Genomic DNA, 15,093 nt, shown 5'->3' with positions numbered 1-15,093 from the left:
GCTCGGTCAGTTCGGCCTCGGTGCCGATGTCCACGAGCTTGCCCTCGTCCAGCACCGCGATCCGGTCGGCGAGGTGCAGTGTGGAGCGGCGGTGCGCGATCAGGATCGTGGTACGGGCCGCGGTGACCTGGCGCAGCGTCTCGTGAATGGCCGCCTCGGTCGCCGTGTCCACCGCGGAGGTGGCGTCGTCCAGCACGAGCACCCGGGGATCCGAGAGCAGTGCGCGGGCCAGTGCGATGCGCTGGCGCTGCCCGCCGGACAGGGTGAGTCCGCGCTCGCCGACCGTGGTGTCGTAGCCCTCGGGGAGCGCCTCGATGAACCCGTCCGCCTCCGCTGCCCGGGCGGCGGCGCGCACCTGCTCATCGGTCGCGTCCGGGCGCCCATAGGCGATGTTGTCCCGCACCGAGGTGGAGAACAGGAACGCGTCCTCGAACACCACGCCGACCGTGCTGCGCAGCGAGGCCAGCCGCAGTGAGCGGATGTCGCGGCCCGCGACGGTGATCGCCCCGTCCTGCACCTCGTAGAACCGGGGAAGCAGCAGGGAAACCGTGGACTTCCCGGAACCCGAGGTGCCGATCAGCGCGACCGTCTCGCCGGGTTCCACCGCCAGGCTCACCCCGTCGAGCACCGGCTCCTCGCGGGTGTACCCGAACCGCACCGCGTCCAGCTCCACGCGCACCGGGCCGTCCGGCACATCCACGGCATCGGGATCGTCGGTGATCTCCGGCTGCGAATCCACCAGGTCGTAGACGCGCTCCGCGGCCGAGCGCACCAGCTGGCCCATCACCACGAGCCCGGCGAGCAGCCGCGCGGGCCCGACGAGGGTGGCCAGGTAGCTGGAGAACGCGAGGAAGGTGCCGAGGCTGATCTCGCCGCGCAGGGCGAGGATCCCGCCGAGCGCGAGCACGGCGACCTGGCCGAGCGCGGGAAGCGCGGACAGGGTCGCGGTCGGCACCGACTGGAGCTTGGCCGCGCGCATGCGTTCGGCGAACAGCACGCCCGCCCGTTCGAGCATGCTCCGGGTCTCGCGCCGTTCCTGGCCGAAGCCCTTCACCACGCGCACCCCGGTCACCGTCTCCTCGACGTGCTGGGCGATCTCGGCCGCGCGCTGCTGGGCCGACCAGGTGGCGGGGAAGAGCCGTTTGCGCGAGCGCCCGGCCACGATGGCCAGCGCGGGCACGATGACCAGCGCGATCACCGTCAGCAGTGGGGACAGGTAGAGCATCGCCACCAGCGAGGCGAGGGTGAGCGCCACGGTGCCGATGGACAGCGGGGCCATCGACAGCAGGCCCTGCACCAGCTGCAGATCGCTGTTCGCCCTGGAGACCACCTGGCCGGTGCGCAACTGATCCTGCTTGGCCCCGTCCAGGCGCTGCACGCTGGTGAACACCGAGCGGCGCAGCGAGTGCTGGACGTCGAGCGCGAGCTTGCCCGCGAAGTAGCGGCGCACGAAGGCGGCGACGAACCGGATCGCAGCGAGCACGAGCAGGGCGAGCACGAGCACCGGCATGTTCGAGGTGTGCCCGGCGACGGCGTCGTCGATGCCGACCTTCGTCAGTAGCGGTCCCGCCGCCTCCAGCCCGGTGCCGAGTACGGCGGAGACGAGGACGAGGACGGCGAGACCGCGATTGGCGAAGCATTCCGCGGCCAGCCTGCGGATCCAGCCGCGGCGCGCTGTGGTGGTGGTTGAGTCGGGCACCGAACCAGGTTACGTCGGCCCACCGACAGAAGCCGCCGAATTACGATACGTCCCTGCGTTGCGCGACGAACCAGCCAAGACCGGCGAAGATCAGTGTCCACACCAGGAAGATGATCGCCTCGATCCACCAGCTGTAGGTACCTCCGGCACCCGCGGCGAACCGCATCACTTCGGTCATCCCCTCGGACAGCCGCGGTGGCAGATCGGTGATCCGCGCGGTGAGGTCATCCGCCGCGATGCTGGACACGATCCCGCTGCCGGACTGGTTGATCAGGAACCCGGGCACGTGATCGCCGATCCGCACGACCGCCAGGTTGAGCAGGTTCTCCGCGAGCAAGGTGTAGAGCAGCAGCACGAGCGTGGTCGCGATGACGTTGCCGAGCAGCGCCCCGACCCCGACGCCGAGCAGGGTCCACAGCATCGTGGACAGGATCCCGGCGCCCGCGATACCGAGCCACACCCCGGCGCTGGGCAGGAACTGGGTGTGCCCGCCGGTGACCGAGCCGAGCCAGATGCCGAGGCTGGAGATCCCGACGATCACCACGCCGTAGGCGGCGCCGACCACCGCGTAGAACCCGAACTTCGCGGTCAGCACGGAGACCCGGCTGGGCGCGGTCAGGTACGAGGTGGTCATCGTGCGCCGCTGGACCTCGTTCGCCATGGCGAGCCCGCCGAGCACGATCGGGAAGATCGTGGAGATGTTGATCGCGCGGGCGAGCGCGAAGGAGGCGAACGGCAGATCGGGGATGTTCGCGCTCACCCCGAGCGAACGAGTGCCCTCGACGACCTGATCGGTGATGAAGCTGACGAACGAGGTGGCGATCCACGACCAGCCGAGCGCGAGCAGCACGGTCGGGATGAGCAGTCCCCACCACACGCTGGTGGTGGTGAACTTGCGCAGTTCGGCCTTCGGCAGGGTCGGCGCGAACAGTTTCACCTTCGGCGCGCCTGCCGGTGGGTACGCCTGCTGCTGGTAGTAAGTCATCAGCGGTATCCGCCCTGGTTCGGTGGGTAGCCTTGCTGTTGCTGCTGGTAGTAGCCCTGCTGCGGCTGCTGCGGGCCCCAGCCCGGAGGCGGGGGCGCCGCGAACTGGCCACTGGTGAGCTGGAAGAACAGTTGCTCCAGGCTGGTGCGCTGCTCCTCCATGCCGTAGGTGGCCACGCCGATCTTGGCCGCGATATCACCGACCTGCTGGATCTCCGCGGCCACCGAGATGCGTCCGTCCTGGGTGGCCTGCAGGTCGGTGAAGCCCTCCGCGCGCAGGGCCTCGGCGAGCCGCGCGTTGTCCGCGGCCCGGACCAGCACCCGGCTGCGCTGCTGTCCGCGCAACTGCGCGAGCGGCCCGTTGAACATGGTCTGGCCGCGGGAGATGATCACCGCGTGGTCGATGAGCTGTTCGACCTCGGCGAGGATGTGGCTGGAGATCAGCACGGTCCGCCCGCTGCGCGCGAACGCCTGCAGGAAGGACCGCAGCCAGGCGATGCCCTCCGGGTCGAGCCCGTTCGCCGGTTCGTCCAGCACCAGCACCTGCGGATCACCGAGCAGGGCCGTGGCCAGGGCGAGCCGCTGCTTCATACCGAGCGAGAAGGTGCCCGCCATCCGGTCCGCGGCCACCCCGAGCCCGACGAGCGCGAGTACCTCCTCGGCGCGGTGATCGGGGATCCCCATCGCCGCGGTGTACACGAGCAGATGGTTGCGCGCGGTGCGTTTGGGGTGGAAGCCCTGCGCGTCGAGTACCGCGCCGACCACTCTGCCCGGCTCCTCGAGCTGTTCGAAACCGACCCCGTTGATGGTCGAGGTGCCCTGTGAGGGGCGGACGAGGCCGAGGATCATGCGCAGGGTCGTCGTCTTCCCGGAACCGTTCGGCCCGAGGAACCCGGTCACCGAACCGGGTTCGACGGTGAAGCTCAGGTTCGAGACAGCCGTGACCGCGCCGAACTGCTTGCTGAGGCCGGAGACCACGATCCGGCCGCTGCGGTCGTGCACGCTAAGCACTCCGTTCTTCCGTGCTGCTCGTTGTGCGCCGGTCCGATATATGCGCCTGCGCCCGATCATCCAACAGCGCCGATCTTGCCCGAGTGTGGGGGCGCCGTGGGCCGGAAAACAGCCAAGTGATGGAAGCCACCACCCCCCGGTTGGCGTAACGCTTAGGTCTGCCTTAAGATTGGTGGTGCGACCCGCTCCCGGCGACCCCCAGGCTGGTAGAGCGGGTCGCCCTATATTCAGGTGATTCCCGTCCGACCCGCGCGCTACGTTGTTCGCATGCGCGCACTGTTCGTGACCTCCCCCGGCCTCGGTCACAATTTTCCGCTCGTCCCGACCGCGTGGGCACTGCGCTCCGCGGGCCACGAAGTGCTGTTCGCCGCCGGCGGGGCCGCGGACCGGGTCGCCGCTGCCGGGCTGCCCGCGGTGGACACCGCGGCGGGGGTGAACTTCGCGGAGGTGTTCGGCGGGTTCGTGCCACCTCCGGACGCCACACCCCTGGACATCGCGGGCGGAATATTCGCCGAGGTGAGCGCCGAGGTCGTGGACAGCGCCGTGGAACTCGGCCGCCGCTGGCGACCCGATCTGGTGGTGTACTCCGGGATGCAGGGCGCCGGACCGTTGCTCGCCGCGGTGCTCGGGGTGCCCGCGGTGAACCACGAGTTCTCCTTCGCCGCGCTCCCGGCCGCGTTGCGGGAGCGCATCGCGGAGGGACTGGGGGATGCCTACTCCCGCTACGGCGTGCGGTATGCCGAGCCCGAACTGACCGTGGCGATCGCGGCGGCCAGCCTCGAACCGGAACCCCGGGAGGTCGCGCGGATCCGCCCGGTCGCGTACAACGGCGGCGCGCGGTTGCCCGATTGGCTGCTCGAACCGCCGGAGCGTCCGCGCATCGCCGTCACCCTTGGCTCGGTGCTGCCCGCGATGGCCGGGCTCGGCGCGCTCGACGGGCTGCTCGCCGCGATGGGCTCGGTGGACGCCGAGTTCGTACTCGCCCTGGACGGTGCGGAGATCGGTGAGCTGCCGCCGAACGCCCGCGCGATCGACTGGCTGCCGCTCAACCAGCTGCTGCCCAGTTGCGCGGGCGCGGTCCATCACGGTGGTTCGGGCACGACGCTCGCGGTGCTCGACGCGGGACTGCCCTCGGTGATCATTCCGCAGGGCGCCGACCAGTTCCAGAACGCCGAACTGCTGGACGGCTGCGGTGCCGCGCTGACGGCGACCGGGGACAAGGTGGACGCCGAGCTGCTGAACCGCCTGCTCACCGACGAACCCGTCCGCGCTTCGGCCGGGCGGCTGGCCGCGGAACTGCATGCGCAGCCCGCGCCGAGCACCCTCGTCGACCAGTTCGCGAACCTGCTCTGAGAGAACTGTCGTGGCAGGGCTTGCGTGGCGGTGCGGGTGGCGGAACCCCGCCGCGGTGCCGGTTACCAGCCGGGTGACAAGCGGCTACGCCGCTGAGGAAACGACCTGATCCACCGCAAGACCACCGACGAGGAGAACTCCCTTGCGTCTGCTGTTCACGTCCGCGCCCGGCGTCGGGCACGCCTATCCGCTGGTGTCCTCGGCCTGGGCTGCCCGCGCGGCCGGGCACGAGGTCACGTTCGCCGTGTACGGGATCACCGACCAGCTCGCCGCCGCCGGGCTGCCGGTCCTGGACTCCGCGCCCGGAGTCCCGCCGTACCAGCAGTTCCACTCGTTCTTCGAGCGCTATCCGGAGCTGCGGGCGCCGATGGAGCGCAATACCGGTGAGGCCCCCGGCAAGCTGTTCGGGCACGTGAGCGAACCGGCCGTGGAACGGACCGTGGCGTTCGCGAAGCACTGGCGCCCGGACGTGGTCGTGCACGAGACGGCCGAGGGTGCGGGACCACTCGCGGCGGCCTGTCTCGGGGTGCCTTCGGTGGTTCACGCGATCTCGGCGGATTCCACCGGGCGCGCGTATCCGCGTGCCGTCGCCGAGGCGCTCGCGGAACGCTATGCCGAATACGGTGCGCAGGTGCGAGAGCCCGCGGCCTGTATCGATCTGATGCCGCCGCGGCTGCTCGCCGATCCGGATCCCGGCTGGCAGTTCAGGTATCTGCCGTACAACGGCGGGGCGGTGCTCCCGGAATGGCTGGAGGAGGATCCGGGCCGCCCGCGGATCCTGGTCACGCTCGGCTCGGTCGTTCCCTCGGTTTCCGGGGTCTCCGGCCTCGGCCAGGTGGTGCGGGCCGCGCACGAGGTGGACGCGGAGTTCGTGTTCGCGCTCGGGGACGCCGATCTCGGCGAGCTCGGCCCGCTGCCGGACAACGTGCGGCAGGTGCCCTGGGTACCGCTTTCCCGGGTACTGGACAGCTGCTCGCTCGCCATCCACCACGGCGGGGCGGGCACCACGTGCACCACGCTGGCCGCCGGGGTCCCGCAGCTGGTGCTGCCGCACGGGATGGACCATCACGTGAACGCGAACCTGGTGACCAGGGCCGGTTCCGGGGCCGTGCTCGAACAGGACCAGCTCGGGCAGATCACCGGGCAACGGGTGCGCGAATTGCTCGGTGACGAATCGCTGCGCGGTGCGGCGCGCGATTTCGCGAAAGAGCTCGCCGGGCTGCGACCGCTCGGCGAGCTCCCCGCGCTGCTGGAAACGCTTTAGACGACGCTGGCCAGCTCGGTGTGCGCGAGGCCGTGCGCCTCGGCGACCGGGCCGTTGGTCAGTTTGCCGTCATGGGTGTTCAGCCCGAGCGCGAGCGCCGGGTCCGCGGCCAGCGCGGAGTGCCAGCCCTTGTCGGCGATCGAGACCGCGTACGGCAGCGTGACGTTGGTCAGCGCGTAGGTCGAGGTGTTCGGCACCGCGCCGGGCATGTTGGCCACGCAGTAGAACACCGTGTCGTGCACCGCGAAGGTCGGGTCGTCGTGCGTGGTCGCCCGCGAGTCGGCGAAGCAGCCGCCCTGGTCGATGGCGATGTCCACCAGGACAGCGCCCGGCTTCATCCGGCTCACGAGTTCGTTCGAGACCAGCTTCGGGGCCTTCGCGCCGGGGACGAGCACCGCGCCGATGACCATGTCCGCGCTGGTGACCGCTTCGGCGAGGTGCAGAGCGTTCGAGCTGAGGGTCTTGAGCTGCGGGTGGGTCTCGTCGATCTGGCGCAGCCGGTCCACGTTGGTGTCCAGCACGGTCACGTCCGCGCCCATGCCCGCGGCGATGCGCGCGGCGTTCAGCCCGGAGACGCCGCCGCCGATCACGACGACCTTGGCCGGGAGCACGCCGGGGACCCCGCCGGGCAGCACACCGCGCCCGCCGGAGGGCTTCATCAGCGAGTACGCGCCGACCTGCGGGGCGAGCCGGCCCGCGACCTCGGACATCGGGGCGAGCAGCGGAAGCGAGCGGTTCGGCAGCTGCACGGTCTCGTAGGCGATCGCGGTGGTTCCCGAGGCCAGCAGCGCCTCGGTGAGCGCCTTGTCCGCGGCCAGGTGCAGGTAGGTGAACAGGGTCTGCCCGGCACGCAGCCGCGGGTACTCCTCGGCGATGGGCTCCTTGACCTTGAGCACCATCTCGCCCTCGGCCCACACGTCCTCGGCGGTCTGCAGGATCTTGGCGCCCGCGGCGAGGTAGTCCTCGTCCGCGATGGCCGAGCCGATACCGGCGTCGGCCTCCACGAACACCTCGTGGCCGTGCTCGGTCAGCTCATGCGCACCGGCCGGCGTGAGCGCCACCCGGTACTCGTTGTTCTTGATCTCCCTGGGGACCGCGATCTTCATAGCAGCTCCATCTCACTGTGCGTACGTGCTCCCCCGTGCCACGTACCACAATGCTGCCCCATTTGGCCCATGTCATCGTGCCCTCGAAACCAAATCGCGCGGATTGCCTTGTCCCGCGAGCACAATTTATACCCAGCGTAGTGTCACTAGCTGTACAAGCAGCGCCATCCGGATATCCGGATCCTCCAGGCTCACCCCGGTCAGTTCGACGATCTTGCGGATCCGGTACCGCAGGGTGTTCGGGTGGATCCGCAGCTCCTCGGCCGCGGCGCGCGGATCGCCCGGATGGCGCAGCCAGGCATAGAGGGTGTCCACATAACAACTCGTGCCGTCCTCATCGGCCTTGCGCAGCACCGGGATCGGCCCCAGTTCGGCGACCCCGGCGGAACCGGCGGCCGCGGCGGCGCGGTGCAGCGCGAGCACCGTCCACGCCTGCTCATAGGCGGCGCTGTGGCCCTCGAGCAGCCCGGCGCGCAACAGCAGCAACGTCTCGTCGGCCTCGGCCCGCGAGCTCGCGAGCGCCCCGATCTCGGTCGCGGAACCCGCCGCGACAAGGGGCGGCATGTCGTGCGCGGTCAGGGTTTCCGCGAACTTCGGCCAGCTGTCCTTGCCCACGACCGCGTACAGCACACCGTCCAGCTCGGCGACCGCGCGCAGCCGGGAGAACCCGGTCGTGATGCGGTCGAACAGCGCCAGCCGCACCCCTTCCGCGTCCACCTCTCCGGATGGCGCGCGCCCCGCGGCATCGATCGCGACCACCCGGTGCGGTGCGTCGGGCAGGCCAAGCTCGGCGACCGCGAGCCGGGGTGAACCGGTGCCGTCGAGCAGCCCGCGCAGCGTCTCGGCGAACCGGCGGCGCTGCGCATCGGTGCGCGCACGGCGGCGCAGCAGGTGCAGCGCGACGACCGGGCCCGCGTCCGCGAAGGCCGCGGAGCGCTCATCGGAAACCCGGTCGCGCACCACGGCCCACATCGAACCGAGCAGTTCGCCACCCATCCGGATGGGCACGATCAGCCTCGGCAGCGTGCCGTCGGCCTGCGCGGGCACGAAGATCGCCGAGCGGCCCTTGGAGAGCTGGCGGAACACGCCCTTCGAGCGGAACTTCGCGAGCACCTCGTCCGGCTGGCGCCGCCCCATGATCGTGGAAACCCGCGCCGGGTCGGTGATGTCCTGGCGCGCCGAATAGGCGAGTACCCGGGAGTTCGCGTCCTCGATCGTCACCGGCGCGTCCACCATCGCGGCCACCGCATCGGCCAGCCGGAACAGATCACCGAGCGCGCCCGATGCCGGATCGTCCCCCTCGTCGTTCTCCGACTCCGCCGCGTCGAGCACCGTGCGCAGCAGCCACACCAGCTGGGCCCACGCGGTCTGCCCGTGCACCTCGATCAGCGCGACCCCAGCCGAACGCGCCGCCCGCTGCACACTCGAGGCGATCGGCGGTTTCAGTACCACCCCGGCCGCCTTGTGCTCACCGGCCATCTGCACGAGGGCGGCGGCCTCCTTCGCGGTGTTCGCGGCCACCCCGAGCAGCAGGTCACCCGCCGCCGCGTGCCGCCCGGGCTCGGCGATCACGACATCGGTGACCGCGACCGCCTCGTCCGGGACGACGACGGCGTGCAGCAGTGTCGGCCCGACCCGGTCCACGACGCCCTGCACGGTGGTCATGGGGCCGCACTCTACTGCTGCTGGCGTTTCAGGTTCGCCACGATCTCCTCGACCTTCGCCAGGATCGCGGGTTCCGCCGATTCGCTGGTCACGCCGTGCTCGCCGAGCAGCGCCGCGGCCGGTCCGCCCGCCGCGAGCACGCCGAGCAGCAGGTGCTCGGTGCCGACGTAGTTGTGGTTGAGCTTGAGCGCGACCTTGATGGTCTCGTCGATGACGCGGCGGCCCATTTCGGCGTAGACGAGTCGCAGCGGCGGGGTTTCGGCATCCCGCGGGAACCGCTGTTCGAGCTGTTCGAGCACGGTGTCCAGGGATCCGCTGAGCTGTTCGACGACGAGTGCGGCGACTCCTTCCCGGATGGACAGGGTGCCGTGCAGCAGGTGTTCGCTGGTGATGTACGCGCCGTTGTGGGTGCGTGCCACATCCTGGGACTGGACGAGTGCCTGGCGGGCGCGATCGGTGAACCGTTCGTACATCCGGAAGGTGTCTCGCTGCTGGGCGGCCTGTTTGGAGACGCCGATGGCTTCGCCGATCTGGGACCAGGACGCACCGGTGTCCCGTGCCCTGGCGACGAAGTGCCCGACGAGCTGATCACCGAGGTCGGCCAGGGATTGGGCGCGCCGCTGGGCCTCGCCGACCCGTTCGAGTTCGGTGGCGCTGGGGGTCTGCGCTTCGAGTTCGTCGATGAGTTCGTGCAGTTGAATGTTCGCCATGCCGTCAACGGTAGGTTGACGTCGCCGGATCGTCAAGTGGAAGTTGACGCGGACCGCGATCCTTTCCCGATGCCTGGACGTCGGTTGTCGCCCGTGGGCGGCGGCATTAGCTTCGCTGGGCATGGAGCTCGACATTCCGGTCATCAATCTCGCGGAGATCGAGAGCCGTCGCGCGGAGTTGGCGCGTGCCGCCAAGGAAATCGGGTTCTTCCAGCTGACCGGGCACGGGATCGCGCAGTCGGAGATCGACCGGATTCTCGCCGTGACCAAGGAATTCTTCGCCCTCCCGGAGCAGGACCGGCTGGCGATCAGCAATCTGGGCTCGCCGCATTTCCGCGGGTACACGAGGCTGGGCACGGAACACACGAACGGGCGAGCCGATTCGCGGGAACAGCTCGATATCGCCGAGGAACTTCCGGCGCGCCCGCCCGCGGAGGGGGAACCCGCCTATCACTGGTTGCGCGGACCGAACCTCTGGCCGCCCGCGCTCCCGGAACTGCGCCCGATCGTGCTCGGCTGGCTGGAGAAACTGCGCCCGGTTGCGGATCGCCTGCTCGACGAGTTCGTGGTCGCGCTCGGTGGTCCGCGCGGTTTCTTCGCCGATGCCTTCGCCGAGGACCCGCACGTACACCTCAAGCTGATCCGCTATCCGGGCCTCGGTGCCGCGGCGAACGAACAGGGCGTCGGTACCCACAAGGACTACGGCTTCCTGACCCTATTGCTCTCCGACGGGGTCCCCGGTCTGCGGGTGCAACCGCGCGCCGGGCAGGAGATCGCCGTCGAGCCGCGGCCCGGCGCCTTCATCGTGAATCTCGGGGAACTGCTCGAGGTGGCCTCGCGTGGCAGGCTGATCGCCACCCCGCACCGGGTCGTGGCCACCGAATCGGAACGGTATTCGGTGGCGTTCTTCTACAATCCGAGCCTCGATTACCGGGTGCGGCAATTACCCGCCGAATTCGTCGCGGACGCACCGGGATTCATCGCCGATCCGGACAACCCTCTTTTCGACGTGTACGGAAACAACGCCATGAAAGGCTGGCTGCGCGCCCATCCCGAGGTAGCGAGCCGGCACCACAAGGAACTCGTAGAGCGCACCTAGGAGAGAAACCGTCATGACCGAAGCACCGCCGAACTGGTCGTTCGAGACGAAGCAGATCCACTCCGGAGCGGAACCGGATCCGGCGACGGGTGCGCGAGCGACCCCGATCTACCAGACCACCTCCTATGTCTTCCGCGATTCACAGCACGGCGCGGACCTGTTCAGCCTCGCGGAACCGGGCAACATCTACACCAGGATCAACAATCCGACCCAGGAAGTGCTCGAGCAGCGCATCGCCGCGCTCGAGGGCGGGGTGGCCGCGCTGGCCTTCGCCTCCGGATCGGCGGCCACCACCGCTGCGGTGCTCAACCTCGCCAATGCCGGTGACCACATCGTGTCCAGCCCGGCGCTCTACGGCGGGACCTACAACCTCTTCCACTACACGCTGCCGAAGCTGGGGATCGAGGTCAGTTTCGTCTCCGATCAGGACGACCTCGATTCCTGGCGTTCCGCGGCGCGGGAGAACACCAAACTGTTCTTCGCCGAAACGCTGGCCAATCCGGGAAGCAATGTGCTCGATATCCGTGCGGTCGCCGATATCGCGCACGATTCCGGAGTCCCGCTCATCGTGGACAACACGGTTCCGACGCCGTATCTGCTCCGCCCGATCGAGCACGGCGCGGATGTGGTGCTGCATTCGGCGACGAAATACCTCGGCGGGCACGGCACCACGGTGGCCGGGCTGCTGGTGGATGCGGGAACCTTCGACTTCGGCGCCGATCCGCAGCGGTTCCCCGGTTTCACCGAACCGGATCCCAGCTATCACGGCCTCAAGTTCTGGGAGGCGCTCGGACCGGGCGCCTATGCGGCGAAGGCGCGCGTGCAGCTGCTCCGGGACACCGGTGCCGCGATCTCCCCGTTGAACAGTTTCCTCATCCTGCAAGGGATCGAGACACTGTCCCTGCGGCTCGAGCGGCACGTGGCCAATGCGCAGGCGCTCGCCGAATGGCTGGAGTCCCGCAGCGAGGTGGAGCGGGTGTACTACGCGGGCCTGCCGTCGAGCCCGTATCACGGTGCCGCGCAGAAATACCTGCCCCGCGGAGCGGGTGCGGTGCTCTCCTTCGAGCTGCGCGGCGGGGTCGAAGCGGGCCGGAAGTTCGTGGACGGCACCGAACTGCACAGTCAGCTGGTGAACATCGGGGATGTGCGCAGCCTCATCGTGCATCCCGCGTCCACCACGCACAGCCAGCTCTCCGAGGCCGAGCAGCTCTCCAGCGGGGTCACCCCCGGGCTGGTGCGGCTCGCCGTAGGGTTGGAGGGAATCGAGGACCTCAAGGCGGACCTCGAATCCGGATTCCGTGCGGCAAAGGGGACGAGTGAGTGAGGTAACCATCAGCGGGGGCTGGCGGGAGGGAGACCCCACCGGGCGGCGGAAGTTCTTCACCGCCCGGTGGGGTCTGCTCACCGAGTCCGGGGCCGCGTTCCCGGAGTACACCCTCGCCTATGAGACCTGGGGAACGCTGAATCCCGCGCGGGACAACGCGATCCTGATCGAGCACGCGCTCACCGGGGACAGTCACGTCGCCGGTGCGCAGGGCCCAGGGCATCCCTCGCCGGGCTGGTGGGACGGCCTTGTCGGGGAGGGCAAGGCCATCGACACCCGGCGGTACTTCGTCGTGGCACCGAACGTGCTCGGCGGCTGCCAGGGTTCCACCGGTCCGGCCACCCCGCGCCCGGACGGCTGGCCCTGGGGTGGCCGGTTTCCCGCGCTGACGGTGCGCGATCAGGTCGCGGCCGAGCTCGAACTCACCGAACACCTCGGCATCACCCGCTGGGCAGCCGTGATCGGCGGTTCCATGGGCGGGATGCGCGCGCTGGAATGGGCGGTGATGTACCCGGACCGGGTCGCCAAACTCATTCCGCTGGCCACGGTCGCGGCCGCATCGGCGGACCAGATCGCCTGGAGCAGCACCCAGATCCGGACGATAGAAGGGGATCCGCGCTGGAACGGCGGGGATTACTACCACGTCGAGCAGGGGCCGACCGAGGGTCTCGGTGCCGCGCGGCGCATGGCGCAGCTGAGCTACCGCAGCGCCCTGGAATTCGACGACCGGTTCGGCCGCTCGTTCCAGGATGGAGAAGACCCTTACAACGGCGGAAGATTCGCGATCGAGTCCTATTTGGACCATCACGCGGGCAAGCTCATGCACCGCTTCGATGCGGGCAGCTACGTCGTGCTCAGCCGCAGCATGAACGGGCACGACATCGGCCGCGCACGCGGTGGCCTGGAGCGCGCGCTCGGTTCGATCAGCGCGGAAACCCTGGCCGTCGGGGTCAGCTCGGACCGGCTCTACCCACTCGAGCAGCAGCGCCAGATCGCCGAAACGGTGCCGAAAGCGCGTCCCCTGCTGGTGCTCGACTCACCGCACGGGCACGACGGTTTCCTGATCGAGACCGAACAACTCGCCCAGCCGGTCGCCGAATTCCTGAGCGGTTGAATTACCGCCCAAACCGCGCGAAGCGTGCGTACCCAGGGTGAGAACCCTTCCCTCCGCCGCCTTATTGCCACACACTGGCAACTGCAAGCCAGTGCTGAGGAGGATTGGGTGACGGACACGCTGCGGCTGGGCCGGGAAGGCAAGCTCGCGATGCTCGGGATGGGCGCGTTCATCCTGCTGTTGCACGCGCTCGGCTGGGGCTCGCTGGTGTTTCTGGTGGCACCGCGGCATTTCACGCTCGCCGGTAGTCAGGTGTTCGGGGTCGGGCTCGGGGTCACCGCCTATCTGCTCGGGATGCGGCACGCGTTCGACGCGGATCACATCGCCGCGATCGACAACACCACACGCAAACTCATGGCCGAGGAGAAACGCCCTGTTTCGGTGGGTTTCTGGTTCTCGCTCGGGCATTCCTCGGTGGTGTTCGGGCTGTGCGTGCTGCTCAGCTTCGGGATCCGGGCGCTCGCCGGGCAGGTGGAGAACGGGGCCTCGACCCTGCAGGCGGTGGCCGGGGTGATCGGCACGGTGGTCTCCGGTGTCTTCCTGATGCTGATCGGGCTGCTCAATCTGGTGGCACTGCGCCATATCGTGCGGGTGTTCCGCGGACTGCGCTCCGGGAAATACGACGAGCAGGAACTGGAACAGCGGCTGGCCAGCCGCGGATTCATGAACCGGCTGCTCGGCCCGGTCGCCCGTTCGATCCGCAAACCGTGGCAGATGTACCCGCTCGGGCTGCTGTTCGGGCTCGGGTTCGATACCGCGACCGAGATCAGCCTGTTGGTGCTCGCGGGTGGAGCGGCGGCGTTTTCCCTTCCGTGGTACGCGATTCTCACCCTCCCGCTGTTGTTCGCCGCGGGGATGAGCCTGCTGGACACCATCGACGGGTGTTTCATGAACTTCGCCTACGGCTGGGCGTTCGCGACCCCGGTGCGCAAGGTGTACTACAACATGACGGTCACCGCGCTGTCGGTCGCGGTGGCACTGGTGATCGGGCTGGTCGAACTGATCGGCCTGCTCGCCGAGAAACTGGATGTGAATTCCGGCCCGCTCGCCTGGATCGCGAACCTCGATCTGGATTACGTCGGCTTCGCCATCGTCGGGATTTTCGTGCTCACCTGGGCGATCGCGCTCGCGGTGTGGCGGATCGGGAAGGTCGAACAGCGGATGAGTGTCCCGAGCGGTTCAGCCGCCCGCGGCGAGTGACTCGATCGCGCCGAGGGCCATCGCGGTGAGCAGTTCGGCCATCCGCTCGCGGCCGAGCAGCCTGCTGTGCGGGGTGGAGTTGATCAGCCCGAACACCGCGTGCGCGGCCGCGCGGGCGGTGAGCTCCCCGGTTTCCGGGATCGTGGCGCGGATCGCCTCGACCCACAGTTCCACGTAGCGGCGCTGCTGGGCCCGCACCCGCTTGCGGTCGGATTCGGTCAGATGGGCCAGATTGCGCTCCTGGACCACGATCAGCGCGGGATTGTCGAGCGCGAAGTCCACGTGGAAGGCGATCAGTTCGCGCAACGGGTCCTCGGCCGTGCGCCGCTGCTGCCCGCCCGCCCAGAGCCGGTCGCTGATCGCGGTGAGCATTTCCGAGAGCATCGCATCCTTGCTACGGAAATGCCGATACAGCGCGGGGCCGGAAATGCCGACGGCCGCGCCGATGTCGTCGATGCCGACACCGTGGTAGCCGTGTGTGGCGAACAGCCCGGCCGCGGCGTCGAGGATCTGCTCGCGCCGCGCCGGTTTCGCCGTATCCTCCGCCAGCGTCACACGAACTCC

Annotated in this window: 13 protein-coding genes; 6 read left to right on the top strand and 7 right to left on the bottom strand. The window is 69.3% G+C overall.

Features of this window, described 5'->3' with window-relative positions; genetic code table 11:
- The 3 genes from AD72_RS14420 to AD72_RS14410 all read right to left on the bottom strand — a co-directional run.
- Positions 1-1,699 (bottom strand): ABC transporter ATP-binding protein (locus tag AD72_RS14420; RefSeq protein ID WP_031467013.1); only part of this gene is annotated, 1,699 nt, incomplete at its 3' end.
- Between the two features lie 40 nt (positions 1,700-1,739).
- On the bottom strand, positions 1,740-2,684 hold the full coding sequence (locus AD72_RS14415; protein ID WP_051898605.1) for an ABC transporter permease: 945 nt from the start codon (positions 2,682-2,684) through the stop codon (positions 1,740-1,742).
- Positions 2,684-3,685: an ABC transporter ATP-binding protein gene (locus tag AD72_RS14410; RefSeq protein ID WP_031467011.1), complete on the bottom strand. Its 1,002-nt coding sequence runs from the start codon at positions 3,683-3,685 to the stop codon at positions 2,684-2,686. Before AD72_RS14410 ends, AD72_RS14415 begins: the two co-directional genes overlap by 1 nt.
- Before the next feature lie 276 nt (positions 3,686-3,961).
- Here AD72_RS14410 and AD72_RS14405 point away from each other — a divergent pair, with 276 nt between their 5' ends.
- Together AD72_RS14405 and AD72_RS14400 are read left to right on the top strand one after the other, a co-directional pair.
- The gene (locus AD72_RS14405) at positions 3,962-5,047 is read left to right on the top strand and encodes a nucleotide disphospho-sugar-binding domain-containing protein (RefSeq protein ID WP_031467010.1); all 1,086 of its coding nucleotides are present in this window, start codon (positions 3,962-3,964) and stop codon (positions 5,045-5,047) included.
- Positions 5,048-5,189: 142 nt separating this feature from the next.
- Positions 5,190-6,311, top strand: a complete 1,122-nt coding sequence (locus AD72_RS14400; protein ID WP_031467009.1) for a nucleotide disphospho-sugar-binding domain-containing protein — start codon at positions 5,190-5,192, stop codon at positions 6,309-6,311.
- Here AD72_RS14400 and ald read toward each other — a convergent pair.
- From ald to AD72_RS14385, 3 genes are all read right to left on the bottom strand, one after another.
- Positions 6,308-7,417 carry an alanine dehydrogenase gene (ald, locus tag AD72_RS14395; protein WP_031467008.1) on the bottom strand — a complete coding sequence of 370 codons (1,110 nt, stop codon included), beginning with the start codon at positions 7,415-7,417 and terminating at the stop codon, positions 6,308-6,310. The two genes, AD72_RS14400 and ald, sit on opposite strands and share 4 nt — an antisense overlap.
- 126 nt (positions 7,418-7,543) lie before the next feature.
- Complete coding sequence (locus tag AD72_RS14390; protein ID WP_031467007.1) at positions 7,544-9,082, bottom strand: PucR family transcriptional regulator; 1,539 nt, start codon at positions 9,080-9,082, stop codon at positions 7,544-7,546.
- 11 nt (positions 9,083-9,093) lie between these two features.
- Positions 9,094-9,792 (bottom strand): Clp protease N-terminal domain-containing protein, encoded by a 699-nt coding sequence (locus AD72_RS14385; protein WP_051898604.1) that lies wholly within the window; start codon positions 9,790-9,792, stop codon positions 9,094-9,096.
- 121 nt (positions 9,793-9,913) lie between these two features.
- On the opposite strand from AD72_RS14385, the gene AD72_RS14380 reads away from it, so the two are divergent.
- From AD72_RS14380 to nicT, 4 genes are all read left to right on the top strand, one after another.
- The gene (locus AD72_RS14380) at positions 9,914-10,891 is read left to right on the top strand and encodes an isopenicillin N synthase family dioxygenase (RefSeq protein ID WP_031467005.1); all 978 of its coding nucleotides are present in this window, start codon (positions 9,914-9,916) and stop codon (positions 10,889-10,891) included.
- A 13-nt stretch (positions 10,892-10,904) separates the two neighbouring features.
- Positions 10,905-12,215 (top strand): bifunctional o-acetylhomoserine/o-acetylserine sulfhydrylase, encoded by a 1,311-nt coding sequence (locus AD72_RS14375; protein ID WP_031467004.1) that lies wholly within the window; start codon positions 10,905-10,907, stop codon positions 12,213-12,215.
- Entirely contained in the window at positions 12,208-13,329 is a 1,122-nt protein-coding gene (gene metX / locus AD72_RS14370) for a homoserine O-acetyltransferase MetX (protein ID WP_031467003.1), read from the top strand. The genes AD72_RS14375 and metX overlap by 8 nt, the downstream gene beginning before the upstream one ends.
- A gap of 150 nt (positions 13,330-13,479) precedes the next feature.
- Positions 13,480-14,529, top strand: coding sequence for a Nickel transporter NicT (gene nicT, locus AD72_RS14365; RefSeq protein ID WP_231644835.1), 1,050 nt, complete (start codon positions 13,480-13,482; stop codon positions 14,527-14,529).
- Here nicT and AD72_RS14360 read toward each other — a convergent pair.
- Positions 14,509-15,084 carry an SACE_7040 family transcriptional regulator gene (locus AD72_RS14360; protein WP_031467001.1) on the bottom strand — a complete coding sequence of 192 codons (576 nt, stop codon included), beginning with the start codon at positions 15,082-15,084 and terminating at the stop codon, positions 14,509-14,511. The genes nicT and AD72_RS14360 overlap by 21 nt on opposite strands.
- Positions 15,085-15,093 lie beyond the last annotated feature (9 nt).

Origin of the sequence: Sciscionella sediminilitoris (assembly GCF_000737195.2) — a bacterium.
GTDB lineage: Bacteria > Actinomycetota > Actinomycetes > Mycobacteriales > Pseudonocardiaceae > Sciscionella > Sciscionella sediminilitoris.
The sequence above is the reverse complement of the archived record's forward strand: the minus strand, read 5'-3'. Positions and strand labels throughout refer to the sequence as shown.